Source organism: Telmatospirillum sp. J64-1, assembly GCF_006980715.1.
In the GTDB taxonomy this organism is placed as follows: Bacteria; Pseudomonadota; Alphaproteobacteria; order Rhodospirillales; family Magnetospirillaceae; genus Oleiliquidispirillum; species Oleiliquidispirillum nitrogeniifigens.
In genome coordinates this window covers 333,925-348,809 of record NZ_SBHN01000001.1, presented here as the reverse complement: position 1 = coordinate 348,809, position 14,885 = coordinate 333,925, and the positions used below count along the sequence as shown (strand labels likewise).

The 14,885-nt window shown below is 65.2% G+C and carries 15 protein-coding genes and 1 riboswitch; of the genes, 11 read left to right on the top strand and 4 right to left on the bottom strand.

The window, feature by feature from the left end; genetic code table 11:
• Nucleotides 1-2: 2 nt before the first annotated feature.
• The 5 genes from EPD66_RS01595 (at nucleotide 3) to EPD66_RS01575 (ending at nucleotide 4,361) form a co-directional block, all read left to right on the top strand.
• Complete coding sequence (locus EPD66_RS01595) at nucleotides 3-1,436, top strand: mannose-1-phosphate guanylyltransferase/mannose-6-phosphate isomerase (protein WP_142846699.1); 1,434 nt, start codon at nucleotides 3-5, stop codon at nucleotides 1,434-1,436.
• A 138-nt stretch (nucleotides 1,437-1,574) separates the two neighbouring features.
• Nucleotides 1,575-2,606, top strand: a complete 1,032-nt coding sequence (locus tag EPD66_RS01590) for a site-specific integrase (RefSeq protein WP_142846698.1) — start codon at nucleotides 1,575-1,577, stop codon at nucleotides 2,604-2,606.
• 120 nt (nucleotides 2,607-2,726) lie between these two features.
• Nucleotides 2,727-3,134 (top strand): fluoride efflux transporter CrcB, encoded by a 408-nt coding sequence (gene crcB, locus EPD66_RS01585; RefSeq protein ID WP_142846696.1) that lies wholly within the window; start codon nucleotides 2,727-2,729, stop codon nucleotides 3,132-3,134.
• A 3-nt stretch (nucleotides 3,135-3,137) separates the two neighbouring features.
• On the top strand, nucleotides 3,138-3,566 hold the full coding sequence (locus tag EPD66_RS01580; RefSeq protein ID WP_142846694.1) for a CrcB family protein: 429 nt from the start codon (nucleotides 3,138-3,140) through the stop codon (nucleotides 3,564-3,566).
• A gap of 35 nt (nucleotides 3,567-3,601) precedes the next feature.
• Nucleotides 3,602-3,789: riboswitch (yybP-ykoY riboswitch) on the top strand.
• Nucleotides 3,790-3,791: 2 nt separating this feature from the next.
• Nucleotides 3,792-4,361, top strand: a complete 570-nt coding sequence (locus tag EPD66_RS01575) for a TMEM165/GDT1 family protein (protein WP_142846843.1) — start codon at nucleotides 3,792-3,794, stop codon at nucleotides 4,359-4,361.
• 11 nt (nucleotides 4,362-4,372) lie between these two features.
• On the opposite strand, the gene EPD66_RS01570 is transcribed toward EPD66_RS01575, so the two are convergent.
• Nucleotides 4,373-6,004, bottom strand: a complete 1,632-nt coding sequence (locus EPD66_RS01570; RefSeq protein ID WP_142846692.1) for an alpha/beta-hydrolase family protein — start codon at nucleotides 6,002-6,004, stop codon at nucleotides 4,373-4,375.
• Between the two features lie 191 nt (nucleotides 6,005-6,195).
• Between EPD66_RS01570 and EPD66_RS01565 the strand changes: the two genes are divergently transcribed.
• The 6 genes from EPD66_RS01565 (at nucleotide 6,196) to EPD66_RS01540 (ending at nucleotide 11,801) form a co-directional block, all read left to right on the top strand.
• A complete protein-coding gene (locus tag EPD66_RS01565; protein WP_142846691.1) occupies nucleotides 6,196-7,263 on the top strand; it encodes a LacI family DNA-binding transcriptional regulator in 1,068 nt (355 codons plus the stop codon).
• Nucleotides 7,260-8,273, top strand: a complete 1,014-nt coding sequence (locus tag EPD66_RS01560) for an ABC transporter substrate-binding protein (protein WP_142846689.1) — start codon at nucleotides 7,260-7,262, stop codon at nucleotides 8,271-8,273. Before EPD66_RS01565 ends, EPD66_RS01560 begins: the two co-directional genes overlap by 4 nt.
• 62 nt (nucleotides 8,274-8,335) lie before the next feature.
• Nucleotides 8,336-9,154, top strand: a complete 819-nt coding sequence (locus EPD66_RS01555; protein WP_142846687.1) for an ABC transporter permease — start codon at nucleotides 8,336-8,338, stop codon at nucleotides 9,152-9,154.
• A 12-nt stretch (nucleotides 9,155-9,166) separates the two neighbouring features.
• A complete protein-coding gene (locus EPD66_RS01550) occupies nucleotides 9,167-9,979 on the top strand; it encodes an ABC transporter permease (protein ID WP_142846685.1) in 813 nt (270 codons plus the stop codon).
• Entirely contained in the window at nucleotides 9,976-10,980 is a 1,005-nt protein-coding gene (locus EPD66_RS24780) for an ABC transporter ATP-binding protein (RefSeq protein ID WP_142846683.1), read from the top strand. The genes EPD66_RS01550 and EPD66_RS24780 overlap by 4 nt, the downstream gene beginning before the upstream one ends.
• Nucleotides 10,977-11,801, top strand: coding sequence for a phosphodiesterase (locus tag EPD66_RS01540; protein ID WP_142846681.1), 825 nt, complete (start codon nucleotides 10,977-10,979; stop codon nucleotides 11,799-11,801). The genes EPD66_RS24780 and EPD66_RS01540 overlap by 4 nt, the downstream gene beginning before the upstream one ends.
• A gap of 60 nt (nucleotides 11,802-11,861) precedes the next feature.
• Here the strand turns inward: EPD66_RS01540 and EPD66_RS01535 are convergent, their stop codons facing one another.
• The 3 genes from EPD66_RS01535 to EPD66_RS01525 are packed head-to-tail and all read right to left on the bottom strand — an operon-like array spanning nucleotide 11,862 to nucleotide 14,853.
• Nucleotides 11,862-12,503: an SGNH/GDSL hydrolase family protein gene (locus tag EPD66_RS01535; protein ID WP_142846679.1), complete on the bottom strand. Its 642-nt coding sequence runs from the start codon at nucleotides 12,501-12,503 to the stop codon at nucleotides 11,862-11,864.
• Between the two features lie 14 nt (nucleotides 12,504-12,517).
• Nucleotides 12,518-13,861, bottom strand: a complete 1,344-nt coding sequence (locus EPD66_RS01530; RefSeq protein ID WP_142846677.1) for an adenylosuccinate lyase family protein — start codon at nucleotides 13,859-13,861, stop codon at nucleotides 12,518-12,520.
• An 8-nt stretch (nucleotides 13,862-13,869) separates the two neighbouring features.
• The gene (locus tag EPD66_RS01525; RefSeq protein WP_142846675.1) at nucleotides 13,870-14,853 is read right to left on the bottom strand and encodes a TAXI family TRAP transporter solute-binding subunit; all 984 of its coding nucleotides are present in this window, start codon (nucleotides 14,851-14,853) and stop codon (nucleotides 13,870-13,872) included.
• Between the last annotated feature and the right edge of the window lie 32 nt (nucleotides 14,854-14,885).

Genomic DNA, 14,885 nt, shown 5'->3' with positions numbered 1-14,885 from the left:
CCATGGCGACCAATCCCTTGCCGCCCATCCGCCCGGTGATCCTGTCCGGCGGGATCGGCAGCCGGCTCTGGCCGCTGTCCCGCGCCATGTGGCCCAAGCAATTCCTGCCTTTGGCTTCCGGCCGGGCCATGCTGGTCGAGACCGCCGAACGTAGCCGGGGCGCGACCTTCGCGGCACCGCTGGTGGTCTGCGCCCGGGACCATGGTCCCGCTATCGCCGAGATGCTGGACTCGGAAGGCATCTCTCCCTGCCGCATCCTCCTGGAGCCGCAGGGACGCAATACCGCCCCCGCCGTGGCCGTCGCCGCCCTGGCGGCATTGGAAGAGGACGAGGATGCGCTGCTTCTGGTCATGCCGTCGGATCATCTGGTGGCGGACCGTTCGGCTTTCCTGGAGGCCATCGACAAGGGGCGGCGCGTGGCTGCCGCCGGCCGACTGGTCGCTTTCGGCTGCACTCCCCAAGGACCACATACGGGCTATGGCTATATCCGGGCGGGCGCTCCCCTCGATCATGAAGGCACCGCCCGCATCATGGACGGTTTCACCGAGAAGCCCGATCTCGAAACAAGCAAGAGATTGCTCGCCGAGGGCGGCCATTTCTGGAACAGCGGGATCTTCCTCTTCCCTGCGCGTCTCTTTCTCTCGGAACTTCAGAATCTCTGCCCAGCGCTCCTGCAAAGCTGCCAGTCCGCCTTCACGGCGGCGCAAGGTAGTGGTGTTTTCCTTGCTCTGGGAGAACGAGACTTCATCCAGGCGCCCAGCCTGTCGGTGGACGTGGCGGTGATGGAGCGGACCGACAAGGGCGCGATGCTGCCGGTTGACATGGGCTGGAGCGACGTTGGATCGTGGCAGGCGCTGTGGGACGTCTCGGCGAAGGATGAAGCGGGCAATGTGGCCGTGGGAGACGTCCTGCTGCGCGATACCTCCGGCTCCTATGTACGGTCCGAGGGCGGGCCCTTCGTCGCCGTGGTCGGGCTCCGGGATGTGGTGGTGGTCAGCACCGATGATGCCGTCTTGGTCAGCGCCCGCGAACATGTCGACCAGGCCAAGGAGGTGGTCGAGGAATTGCGGGCGCGCGGGCGTGCCGAACACGACCGCCATCCCCTCGTGCGTCGCCCCTGGGGCAGCTATACCGAGATCGATGTCGGCGAAAGGTTCAAGGTCAAGCAGATCCTGGTCAAGGCCGGCGCCAGCCTATCACTGCAATATCACCATCACCGGGCTGAACATTGGGTGGTGGTGGAGGGAACGGCACGTGTGACCTGTGGCGACAAGACCTTCCTGCTGCACGAAAACGAATCGACCTTCATTCCCGCCGGTATCCACCATCGCCTGGAAAACCCCGGAAAGATCCCGCTGCGCCTGATCGAGGTGCAGTCGGGCAGCTATCTCGACGAGGACGATATCGTCCGTCTCGACGACCGGTATGGGCGCTAGGCGGGAAGGAAAGAGTTCGTTTCGCCCTCACCCCTTCTGAATTGTGCCCATCGAGATAAATTATCGGACATAGCTAAACGGCCCTCGGGGTGCTACAAATTCTCCCGCAATGACGGTCCTGCAGGGGAGGGGAGAGCTATGGGGGAAGGGTTCTATCCGGAACGGGCGGAGCCTTTTGACGTTCTGGCTCCTCTGGAGGAAATGGCCGAAACGGCGCGGGCCTATGCGCGGGGGGCCAAGGCCGACAACACCAATCGCGCCTATGCGGCGGATTGGCGGCATTATCTTGGCTGGTGTGCGCGTTTCGGGGTCGAGCCCTTGCCGCCGGATCCCCAGGCGATCGGCCTTTATCTCGCCCATTGCGCCTCAACTCCGTCGGCAGGGCGGACGGAACCGGCCAGCGTCAAGACCATCGAACGCCGTCTTTCTGGTCTGGTCTGGGGGTTCAACCAGCGCGGCCAGCCGCTCGATCGGAGTGATCGTCACATCCAGGAAGTGCTGGCCGGCATCCGCCGCAAGCATGGCCGTCCGCCGTCGCGGAAGGAAGCGGTGCTGGGCGAGGATATCATCCGCATGGTCGATCAGCTCGACCGCGACACTTTGTCCGGCTTGCGTGACCGCGCCATCCTGCTGCTGGGCTTCGCCGGCGGCCTGCGCCGCAGCGAGATCGTCGGCCTCGACCAAGGTCCGAAGCAGACGGAAGAGGGCAGGGGATGGGTGGAAATCCTGGAACAAGGCCTGTTGCTGCATATCCAGGGCAAGACCGGCTGGCGCGAAGTGGAAATCGGGCGCGGCTCTTCCGACCTTACCTGCCCGGTGGTGGCGCTGACCACCTATCTGCGCCTGGCGCGGATCGAGCATGGCCCGCTGTTCCGGCGCACCTCCCGCGACGGCAGGCGGATTGGACTCGATCGGCTCAGTGACCGCCATGTCGCGCGCCTGGTCAAGAAGACCGCCTTGGCCGCCGGTGTCCGCGCCGACCTGCCGGAGGAAGAGCGGCGGCGCCGCTTCTCCGGCCATTCCTTGCGCGCGGGTCTCGCCACCGCGGCCGAAGCCGACGAGCGCCATGTGCAGAAGCAGCTTGGCCATGCCTCGGCGGAAATGACGCGGAAATACCAGCGGCAGCGGGAACGCTTCCGGGTTAACCTGACCAAGGCGGCCGGTCTCTAAGACCGTCGTTTCGGCGTTCTTTCCCATTTTATAACCGATAACAATCACTTATCGGTAGTTTATTGAAACCCCCCAATCCTGGACGGATTCGGCGGCAAAAAGGCAGCGCAGCGGCATTGGATGACTTCCTGGCTGATCGACATAACGCTCATCGCACTCGGCGGTGCGCTCGGCGGCATGGCCCGGTTCTGGGTCTCCGGCCTCATCGCGCGGCGTTATGGCGAAGACTTTCCCTGGGGCACGCTGACCGTCAACGTCACCGGCGCGGCGCTGATCGGCATCGTGGCGGCGCTGCTTCTCGGCCCGACAATCCACCACATCGAACATCCCCGGCTGTGGGTCGGATTGGTGGTCGGCATCCTCGGCAGCTATACCACCGTCTCCTCCTTTTCCTTGCAGACGCTGGCCTTGCTGCGGGCCGGTCGATCCTCGCGGGCGGCGCTCAACGTCATCGCTTCGCTGACGCTCTGCCTGCTGGCAGCGGGCGCGGCCCATGCGATCACCCTTGCGCTGTCCGGGCGGAATTAGGCAATGGCCAAGCAAGCCTCTCTCTTCCTTGCCGTCGGCCTGGGCGCGGCGCTCGGTTCCGTCGCCCGCAGCCTGGCGTCGGTGGGGATGATCCAGCTCTTCGGCCTCGGCTTCGCCTGGGGTACCCTGGGCGTGAACATTCTCGGTTCGCTGCTCATCGGCCTCTATGCCGCCATGACCGAACCGGAGGACTGCATCACGGCGAGCCCGGCCGCGCGGCATTTCGTCATGACCGGCTTCTGCGGCGGCTTCACCACCTTCTCCTTCTTCAGCCTGGAGACGCTGCTGTTCATAGAACGGGGCGATCTCGCCCTCGCCGGGCTCAATGCCGGCCTGTCGGTCCTGTTCTGGCTGGCGGCGGTTTGGCTGGGTTATCGCCTGGGCATACGCCTCAATCGCACCGATGTCTTCCTATCGTGTAGAAAAAGGTAATTCCATTTAAGGGGTTGCGATTGCCCTCGACGGATACTATGGTGGCGCCGTCATTGGGGAGTAGCCGCCCTTCATTGGAAAGGGGGATGCGTCAACAGACTTGGGCCCTTGGCCTATGGCGCTTCCGGCAATTGCTTGGCGAGACCTTTGGCTTCGATCGTCTTCCCAGGGGGCTGGGCGGGACGTCGAGCCAATGGTCATTCCGCCCGCCCCCATGGTTTTTCAATGGAAGCTTTATTGATTTCAACCCCGGTCGTGGCAGTTGCCGAAATCGGGGACAAGACGCAATTACTTGCGCTCATTCTCGCTGCCCGCTTCCGCAGGCCGGTTCCCATCATCCTCGGCATTCTTGTCGCCACGCTCGCCAATCATGCCCTTGCGGCTTGGCTGGGGGTGATCATCGCTTCCTGGCTCGGCGGTGAGATCCTGCGCTGGCTGCTGGGACTGTCCTTCCTGGCGATGGCCGTCTGGATGATGATTCCCGACAAGATCGAGGAGGAACCGCGGCTCCTCGGCAATCTCGGCCCCTTCCTCGCCACCCTCGTCGCCTTCTTCTTCGTCGAGATCGGCGACAAGACCCAGGTGGCAACGGTCGCGCTCGCGGCCCGCTTCGACAATCTCCTGCTGGTCACGCTCGGCACCACGCTTGGGATGATGCTTGCCAACGTACCCGCCGTCCTGCTGGGCGAAGTCGCCGCCAAGAAAGTGCCGCTCAGGCTGGTGCACGGCTTGGCGGCAGCCGCCTTTGCGATCATCGGCGCCATGGCGCTGATGGGAGTGGGGAGCGGCTGGTAACAGCCCTCCCCTCACCTCTCCCTTGCAGAGGCGAACAGGGCTTTCAGGCGCCTGATATCCTCTTCCGTCCAGCCCTCGGGCTCCATCAGGGCAAGCCAGGCATCGATGTAATGTTCCGCCGCATAATCATGCCCGTAGCCCGGGGGCGTCGACCCCGCCATCATGTCCACGGCCAATTGCAGCATGGTGACCACCGGATACCACCGCAATTCCGGTGACACGTCCGGTCCGCGCGGTTCCCGCATCCATTCGGGCTCTCGGTAGAAGGCAAGAGCGTCAAAGAAGGTCACGGGGTCGCTGGCATATTGCAGATAGACGATGCGGAACGGCCCCCAGGGGGCGCCGATATCCGCCGCGCTCGTCTCCTGGTTGGCGAAGCGGACGACCGTCCCCCCTCGATAGAGCGGCAGCCAGGCCGGAGAGCCGGGATCGCGGCCCTGCGTCGCCGAGCGCCAGAGCTCGCTGCGGAAAGGCGGGCCGCTCCATAGGGCACCCTGGGGCATGTCGTCGATGATATCGAAGATGTGAAAGGATAGGTCCGAGTTCAGCGCGCCCAGGCTCAGGCCATGCAGATAGAGAGCGGGGCGTGCCTCTGGCGCGAGGCTGCTCCAATAGCCGTAGATGGCGCTGAAGACGGCACGCGCCGTTTCTGCGCCGTATTCCGCCTCGATCAGCAGCGATAGCGGGCTGGGCAGATAGGAATACTGAACGGCGACGCTGGCGATATCGCCGCGATGGAGATATTCGACCGTATCCAGGGCGGCCGGATCGACCCATCCGGTGCCGGTGGGGGTGACCAGGACCAGGACGGAACGCTCGAAGGCCCCTACCCGCTGCAGCTCTTCGAGGGCCAACCGCGCGCGCGCCTGGGGAGTCTCGGCCGAATTCAGGCCGACATAGACGCGGATCGGCTCCATCGCCTCCTCGCCGAGGAAGGCCGCGAGATCGTCCGCGCTCGGTCCGGAGGAAACGAATTCCCGTCCCTGCCGTCCCAATTTCTGCCAAGCGACCAGCGAGGCCGGGCTGCCTGTCTTCAGGGGATTTTCCGGCCGCGCCAGGTTGTCCTCGATCCGGGCATTGATCTGCTGGTAGGAGGAATCGGCCATGCGCAGGGCGAAGCTGAACAGGATGCCGTCGATGGCCGCCCAGAATAGCGCCGCCGCCGCCAGCACGCTGATCACATTCGAGGTCCGCTCGGGAATGAAGCGCCGCAGCCGGTGCGCGAGCAGCCTGAAGGTCCAGCGGAACAGCTTGCCCACGGTCAGCAAGACACCGAAGACCAGCAGGGCGACCAGGGCGACGAAAAGCGGCTGCGCCCCGTCCACCGGCTCCATGTCCATCAGCGCCCGCACCGAATTCTGCCATTCGCTTGCCTGCCACAGGAAGATACCGGCGATGAGCGTGCAAACCGCCAGTCCCAGCAGCGTCGCGATGCGCTCGATGCGCCCGTTGGGAACCGGAAGCTGCAGATAGGACCACAGCCAGCCCGCGACGACTCCGAGGCCATAGCCCGCGCTCAGCGAAAGCCCCGAGACATATCCCTGGATGAGGAAGTTGCGCGGCACCAGACTGGGGGTGAGCGAGAAAGCGTAGAACAGGATTCCCAGCAGCAAACCGACCGTCGAAAATCTTTCCAGCTGCATCACTCCTCCACGTACCGATCCTGGGCCAGGAGAGTAACAGAAACAAAGGGAAGCCTGAATCCCATCCGGGGAAGGACCCTTCCGCATCGGAAGGAAGGGGGCGGCCCCTGTCTTGAAAAATTCACAAGGTAAACGTTTACACTGGCCCTCGGTGAATCGATGATCGGCGGCATCAACGGCCTGAGGATGCCATGTCGGTTACCATTCGTGATGTCGCCGCCTATGCCGATGTTTCGGTCGCGACGGTCTCCCGCCTGCTCAACGGCAGCAAGGCCGTCCGGACGGAAACGGCCGAGCGTATCCATCAGGCGATCGAGATCCTGGGCTTTAGGCCCAACATCGTCGGCCGCAGCCTCAAGACCTCGCGGACCATGATGCTGGGCGTGGTCATTCCCTCGCTGGCCAATCCCGTTTTCGCCGACACCGTGTCAGGGATCGAGACCGAGACGCGGCAGGAAGGCTATACCCTGCTGTTCGGCGTCTCCGGCTATGACGCCGACGACGAGATCCGGGCGGTCGAGGCGCTTCTGCGCTATCGGGTGGACGGGCTGGTGCTGACGGTGGTCAATCCGGAACGCAATGCCGCGCTGGACCTGCTCGATGCCAGCGGCGTGCCCTACGCCCTGGTCTACAACCAGCCCAGCCGCCCCGGCACCACCACGGTGACCGTCGACAACGAAACGGCCGGCAGGATGGTGGCGGAGAGTTTCGCTTCCTTCGGCCATCACCGCCTCGCCATGATCTCCGGGCGTTTCTCGGCCTCGGACCGGGCCTCCGCCCGCCGGGACGGCTTCCTGGCAGGTGCCCGGGCAAGGGGGCTGGCGGACCCTGTGGTCCTGGAGGTCGATTTCGATTCCCACGACCTGGAAGGGGCGCTGGCCTCCCTCTTCGCGCCGGAGGCCGGGGCACCCAGCGCGGTTTTCTGTTCGAACGACATGTTGGCGATTTCCGTCATCGGCGGCCTGGGACGCCTGGGCCTGCGGGTGCCGGAAGATGTCAGCGTATTCGGCTTCGACGGCATCGCCGTCGGAGCCCACATGCATCCCACGCTGGCGACGGTGGTTCAGCCATCCCGCGAGATGGGACGTGAAGCGGCCCGGCAGCTCGTCGGCCGCTTGAACGGCGGTTTGCCGGCCGGGCCGGTCATTCTGCCTTACACCCTGCGTTCGGGAGAGACGGTGGGGAACGCCTGCCAGCCCTCCCCCACCGTCTCCCGGGCGCCCGATCACTCCGTGCAGCAAGGAAAACATGCACCATGATTCGGAACGCTTTGAAAATGGCTGTCGCCGGGGCAACCCTCATGGTAACCGCCGCGGCCACGACGGCGCAAGCCGCCGACGCGATCTGCTACAATTGCCCCCCCGAATGGGCCGATTGGGCATCCCAACTGGCGGCCATCAAGTCCGATCTCGGCCTGACCGTCCCGCATGACAACAAGAATTCCGGCCAGTCGCTGTCGCAGCTCATCGCCGAGCGCAACAATCCCGTCGCCGATGTCGTCTATTACGGCGTGTCCTTCGGCATCCAGGCGGTGGATCAGGGCGTCGTCGCCCCCTACAAGCCGGCCGGCTGGGAGGAAATCCCCGAGGGCCTGAAGGATCCCGAAGGCCGCTGGTTCACCATCCATTCCGGCACGATCGGCTTCTTCGTCAATGTCGATGCCCTGGAAGGCCGCCCGGTTCCCCAGTCCTGGGGCGACCTGCTGAAGCCCGAATACCGGGGCATGGTGGGCTATCTCGACCCGACCAGCGCCTTTGTCGGCTATGCCGGCGCCACCGCCGTGAACACCGCCCTTGGCGGCAGCTTCGAGGACTGGACGCCCGCCATCGATTATTTCAAGAGGCTGGCCGGGAACGACCCCATCGTGCCCAAGCAGACCTCCTATGCCCGCGTCCTGTCGGGCGAAATTCCGATCCTGATCGACTACGACTTCAACGCCTATCGCGCCAAGTACAAGGACGGCGCCAACATCGCCTTCGTCATTCCCCAGGAAGGCTCGATCGTCGTGCCCTATGTCATGAGCCTGGTCGCCAACGCGCCCAATGCCGAGAACGGCCAGAAGGTTCTCGACTATGTGCTGTCGGACAAGGGACAGGCGCTGTGGGCCGAGGCCTTCCTGCGGCCGGTGCGCGCCAGCGCCATGTCGCCCGAAGCCCAGGCCCGCTTCCTGCCGGCCAGCGATTATGAACGCGCCCGGCCGGTCGATTACGCGGCCATGGCCGTCGGCCAGCAGGACTTCTCCGACCGTTACCTGAACGAGGTGCGGTGAGCCGTACCGGCGGCGGGGCGCCTTGCATGGCGCCCCGCCCTCCCGGCCACCCGGAGTTTTTCATGCCCAGTCCCTATCCCCGCCTTTTCATCCTGCTTCTGCCGGTGATGATCCTTTTCGGCGCCTTCTTCCTGATCCCCATGGTCCAGTTGGCCCTGGCCGGTGCTTCCGGCCCGCAAGGCTTGGCGGCTTATGCCAGCATCCTCACGACGCCCCGGCACACGCAAAGCATGATCGCGACCCTGCTGCTGGCGGTTTCGGTGACGGCCACGGCCCTGATCGTCTCGACCATCGCCGGGCTGTTCCTGGCCCGCCACCGCTTCCCGGGCCGTTCCGTCCTGCTGGCGCTGCTGACCTTTCCCCTCGCCTTTCCCGGTGTCGTCGTCGGTTTCCTGATCATCCTGCTGGCCGGACGCCAGGGCGTGGTCGGCGATGTATCCCGCATGCTCACGGGCGAGAAGCTGGTCTTCGCCTATTCGCTGGCCGGATTGTTCGTCGGCTATCTGTATTTCAGCATTCCCCGCGTCATCCTCACCATCATGGCGGCCGCCGAAAAGCTGGACGGGGCGTTGCTGGAAGCCGCCCGTTCGCTCGGCGCCTCCACCTGGCAGGTAACGCGGGACATCATCCTGCCCGCCTTGCGTCCCGGCCTCATCGCCTCGGGCGCCATCTGCTTCGCCACCGCCATGGGCGCTTTCGGCACGGCTTTCGCGCTGGCGACCAATATCGATGTCCTGCCCATGACCATCTATACGGAATTCACCCTGAACGCGAATGTGGCGGGCGCCGCCTCTCTGTCGCTGGTCCTGGGGCTGGTCACCTGGATCGCCCTGTTCATCGCCCGCAGCCTGTCCGGCGCGACCACGGCCGCAGCGGCGTAAAGGAGAAGAGCCATGACCCGCAAACCGCTCTTCCTCCTGCAGCTCTGCTTCACCCTTGCCGTCTGCCTTTTCCTGATGGTGCCGGTGATCCTGTCGGTGATGGCCGGGCTGACCGCCAATTTCTTCGTCGGTCTTTCCAGCGGCCTGACCCTGCGCTGGGTGGAAGAGGTCTGGCGCTTGTACCAGGACACCATCTGGCGCTCGCTCGGCATCGCCATGGCCTGCCTCGCCGTCACCACGCTGATCGGTATTCCGGCGGCCTATGTGCTGGCGATGCGGGGCGGTCGGATGGCGCGGCTGATCGAGGAAACCATCACCCTGCCCATCGCCATTCCCGGCCTCGCCATCGCCCTGGCCCTGATCCTCACCTGGGGCGGCCTGCGCGAATTCCGCATGAGCTGGCTGTTCATCCTGGTCGGCCATGTGCTCTTCACCCTGCCCTTCATGGTCCGTTCCGTGCTGGCGGTGATGCTGAGCATCAATATCCGTCAGCTGGAGGAAGGCGCCGCCAGCCTGGGCGCGTCCTTCTCCCGGCGTTTCCTGACGGTGGTGGTGCCCAATTGCCGGCCCGGCATCCTGGCGGGTGCGCTGATGGTGGTCACGCTGTCCATCGGCGAGTTCAACCTGACCTGGATGCTGCACACGCCTTTGACCAAGACCCTGCCGGTGGGCCTTGCGGATTCCTACGCCTCGATGCGGCTGGAGATCGCCAGCGCCTACACCCTGGTCTTCTTTGTGATGATCGTGCCGCTGCTGATCGCCATGCAGATGGCCGCACGCGACCGCCGCCCCCGGCGCCGGATTGCCAAGGACATGACGTCATGACTTCTTCGACCACCACTTCCATCACCATCACCTCCTGCGCCAAGACCTTCGCCGACGGCACCCGCGCGCTGGAGCCTCTCGACCTGTCGATCCAGGCGGGGGAAACCCTCGTCCTGCTCGGCCCGTCGGGCTGCGGCAAGACCACCTTGCTGCGCATCATCGCCGGGCTGGAGGCTCCTGATCGCGGCGGGCGCGTACTGTTCGGCGAGGAAGACGTCACCCATCTGCCCATCGAGCGGCGCAATGTCGGCATGGTCTTCCAATCCTATGCCCTGTTCCCCAACATGACGGTCTGGGACAACGTCGCCTATGGGCTGAAGGTCCGCCGCATGGACAAGGCCGCGATGAAGCAGCGGGTCGAAGAGATGCTGGCGATGATGCATATCGATGCCCTCGCCGACCGGCGCATCGACCAATTGTCGGGCGGCCAGCGCCAGCGCGTGGCCCTCGCCCGCGCCATCGCCGCCCGGCCGCGCGTCCTGCTGCTCGACGAACCGCTGACGGCCCTGGATGCCGGACTGCGCGACCGCCTGCGCGGCGAGATCGACGCCCTGCTGCGCAGCCTCGGCATCACGGCGGTCTATGTCACCCACGATCAGGCCGAAGCCATGGTGCTGGGCGACCGCATCGTGGTGATGTCCGCCGGGCGCATCGCCCAGATCGGCACGCCGCGCGACATCTATCACGCCCCGGCCAATGCCTTCGTGGCCGATTTCATCGGCACCACCAACCGGCTGCGCCACAAGGATGCCACCCTGGTCTTCCGTCCCGAAGATGCCGATCTGGTGCCCCCCGGCGAGGGCATGGCACAGGGAATCATCCAGGTGGTGCATTTCCTGGGCGACCGGCAGCGGGTGCATCTTCACACCGATGACGGCGAGGCCGTGATCGTCGAGATCGGGTCCCGGCGCCGCGTCGCGCCCGGCCAGCGGAGCGGCATCGCCGTCCGCCCCGAGGGGATGGTCCATCTTTCCGGGAATGCGGAGGAGTCGGCGGCATGATCCTGGCCCAAATCACCGATACGCATATCAAGTCCGGCGGACGGCTGGCCTATGGCCGTGTCGATACCGTCTCCTATCTGCGCCGCACCGTGGCCCATATCAATGCGTTCCTGCCGCGCATCGATGCCGTGATTTGCAGCGGAGACCTGACCGACAGCGGCAGCGAAGAGGATTTCCGGGTCCTGCGGCCCCTGCTCGACGAATTGCGCTGCCCCTATTATCTGGTTCCCGGCAACCACGACAGCCGGGAGGGCATGCGCAAGGTCTTCCCCGACCACGCCTATCTGCAAGGACAGGGTGGGACCTTCATCGCCTATGCCATCGAGGATCATCCCTTGCGGCTGGTGGGGTTGGACAGTTCGGTGCCCGGCGCCTCCCATGGCGAACTGGGGCAGGAACAATGCCGCTGGCTGGAGGACATCCTGGCGGCGCGGCCGGAAAGCCCGACGCTGGTCTTCCTCCACCATCCGCCCTTCCTGACCGGCATCCGCCACATGGATGTGCAGAATCTGAGGGACGGCGACCTGCTGACGGCGATCTGCCGGCGGCATGGACAGGTCCGGCATATCGCCTGCGGCCATGTCCACCGGGCCATCGAGACCGCTGTCAACGGCGTGCCGTGCAGCATCGCCCCCAGCGGCGCCCATGCCGTCACCCTGGCCCTCGACCCCGAAGCGCCCCCCAGCTTCGTCATGGAGCCCCCGGCCGTCCGGCTCTTCCGCCTGGGACAGGACGGAGGGCTGATCAGCCACCTGTCCTATATTGGCGCCTTTGACGGCCCTCATCCGTTCTTCACGGAATCGGGCCAACTGATCGACTGAGTCCGGGCAAGAGGCTTATGGATGAACCTGAACCGTGATGCCGGTTGCCCGTATCACGGTTCAGGCCGTTTCTCCCAGCAGGGCCCGGACAGGGGCGGCCAGCGCCTTTCCGATGGCCCGCGTATTGGCCGCGTCGAGATGCACGCCGTCGATGGGACAAGCCGCTGCGACCGTCGCCGCGTCAAAGAATGTGCAGCCGCGTGTCTCGGCGAGCGCGCGGTAGGCCGCGGCCAGCTTGTGAGATTCGGGAACCAGACGGCCCGCCGGTGGGCCCTCGCCGCCGTCGCGGTAACAGAAATGCGGGGGCGAGACGATCATGATCCGTGGGGCGGTCATACCCCAGGCATAGGGGAAGCTGCGGACGATCTCGACCAACCGCCCCATCCCCGCCGCCGCGCCGTGGACCGTCGGGCTGATATAGGCCTTCAGGTCGTTCGACCCCAGCATGATGATGATCAGGTCCAGCGGCGCGTGAGAGGCAAGCAGCATCGGCAACGCCTTCGCCCCGTTGCGCTCGAAGGCGACCGTCAGGTCGTCGAAGGCGGTCGTCCGGCCGCTGAGTCCTTCGGGAATCACGCGATAGCCGCCGCCCAGTTCGGCTTCCAGCACGCTGGGCCAGCGGTCCTCGAACCGATGGCGGCCGCCCGCCACGGGATCGGTGCCCCAGGTCAGGCTGTCTCCGAAGGCGAGGATGGTTTTCATCTGCTTGCGGCTCCTTACTTCTGGCGGTCCAGCACCCGGTCGGCCATCTGCCGCCCGACCCCCAGATAGCTTTCCGGTTGCCAGACGTCGCGCAGGCTCGCGGCGGGAATCCCGGGGCATTCCGCCAGGGTTTTTGCCAAGGTTTCGGGCAGCGGGGCATTGTTCCGGCTGGCTTCGTGGCAGGCGTGATGGACAAGCTCATGCGCCTTGTCGCGCCCGACCTCGCGCGCCAGTCCCATCATGGCCGCTTCCGCCATCACCAAGCCCTTGGTGACATCGAAATTGGTACGCATCTTCTCGACATTCACTTCCAGCCCGCCGGTCAGCATCGCGGCGATATCCGCCGCGCCGGCAGCCAGCATCACGCCCTGGGCCACGGCGCGGAGTTCGAGATGGGCGATCATCGAGGCCCGCTCGTGATCCTGCACCATGGCATCGAGCATCAGGGAAACGCCTTCCCGCGACGCCTTGGCCGAGGAGATCAGAGCCTCGCTCAAGACCGGGTTGCGCTTCTGCGGCATGGTGCTGCTGGTGCCCCGTCCGGGGACGAAGGGTTCGCGCACCTCGTCGGTCTCGGTCGCCATCATCAGGGCGACGTCGATTCCCATCTTCGCCAGGGAGCCGTTGACCATGGCCAGGGCATAGACGAGGTCCGACAACGCATCCCGCGCCACATGCCAGGTGATCGGCGGTTCGGTCAGCCCCAATTCCTCCGCCAGGAGGCTGCGGACCTTCAGTCCGCTCTCGCCCAGGGCGGCCAGGGTGCCGACCGCTCCGCCGAATTGCAGCATCAGGCCGTGTCGGCGCAGATGGGCCAGCTTGTCGCGGCTCCGTTCGATCTGCGACAGCCAGACGGCCGCCTTGTAGCCGAAGGTGATCGGGGCCGCGTGCTGGATCTTGGAGCGGCCCACCATCACCGTATCCCGGTGACGGAGGACGAGGTCACGCAGATTGGCGCAGACGGATTCGAGGCGTTCAAGAACGAGGTCCAGGCCATCGCGGGCCTGCAGCATCAATCCGGAATCCATGACATCCTGGGTCGTCGCCCCCCAATGGACCCAGCCCCCGGCCTCCCCGCTCAGCCGCGCCAGCTGGCGGACCAGGGGGACGATGGGATAGCCGACGATCCCGGCTTCCTTGCGCAGCAGGTCGAGGTCGATGAGATCGAGGCGGCATGCCGCCTCGATCCTTTCCGCAGCGTCCTGGGGAATGACGCCCGCCCGGGCTTCCGCCCGGGCCAGCGCGGCTTCAAATCGCAAATGGGCCGCCACCGTCGTCTGCTCGGAGAACATCGCCCTTGCCTGACGATAGCTCTCCGTCGCCGAGAGGATGCCGAATTCCATAGGATCGAGTGCCATAGGCCCTCTTACTCCTTCATTTCAGGGGGAAGCAGGCCCTCGGGGATTTCGATGCCCGCTTCCCGGTAATAGCGGACCGCACCGGGATGGAGCGGCAGCACGGTGTTGTGGACGATGTTTTCCGGAACCGTGTCGCGGGCCGAGGCATGGGTCTTGACCAAGCGGTCATGGTTCTCGAAGACCGCCTTGACGATCTCGTAGGCCACTTCCTCGGGCAGGTCCTTGCTAGACGCCATCACGTTCCACATCGCCACGCTCTTCAGGTCGCCTTGCAGGGACCGATAGGTGTCCTGGGGAATGGTGAATTCGACGGCATAGGGATTCTTCGCGGCGATCCCCTGGATGTCCGCGTCGGAAAGACCCAGGATGGTGACGTCCTGCGTCGTCTCCAGTTCCGAGAAGGAGGGATGCGGGATGCCGCCGGCGGTCACGATGGCGTCGAGACGGCCGTCGGCCAGCTGCGAGGCCTGGTCGCCGATCGGGCCGTATTGGTAATTGGCCGAAATCCCCAGATCGTTGATCCAGCGCGGCCAATAGGTTCCGCCCGTACCGGCCCGGGGACCGGCCCCGATGCGCTTGCCCTGGAAATCGTTCATCGACTGGATGCCCGTTCCCTTCAGCGTGATCATCTGGAACGGCGTCGGATACATGGTGAACAGCGCCCGCACGTTCCGATGCTCGACCCCGGGATTGAGTTCGAGGTCGCCGGTCCAGGCCTCGAAAGCCGGGCCGGTGGTGACCATGCCCAACTGGACCTGGCCGGTCTGCATGAGGACCAGGTTCTGGTTCGGCCCTTGGGTCTGGCGGGTCGAGGTGGCGATGCCGACCACGTCACTGATCAGCGATGCCATGCCCTCGCCATAGACGGCGTAGACCCCACCGGCCGAGGCCGTTGCGATGGTGAGCGAACGGGGGCGCTCCTGGGCCTGGGCCGGAGCGGTGAAGGTCGCGGCCACCAAGGCGGCGGCAAGGACCCATTTGGACTTGGTCATAGTGTTTTCTCCCTTTTTTGAATAATTCTGTT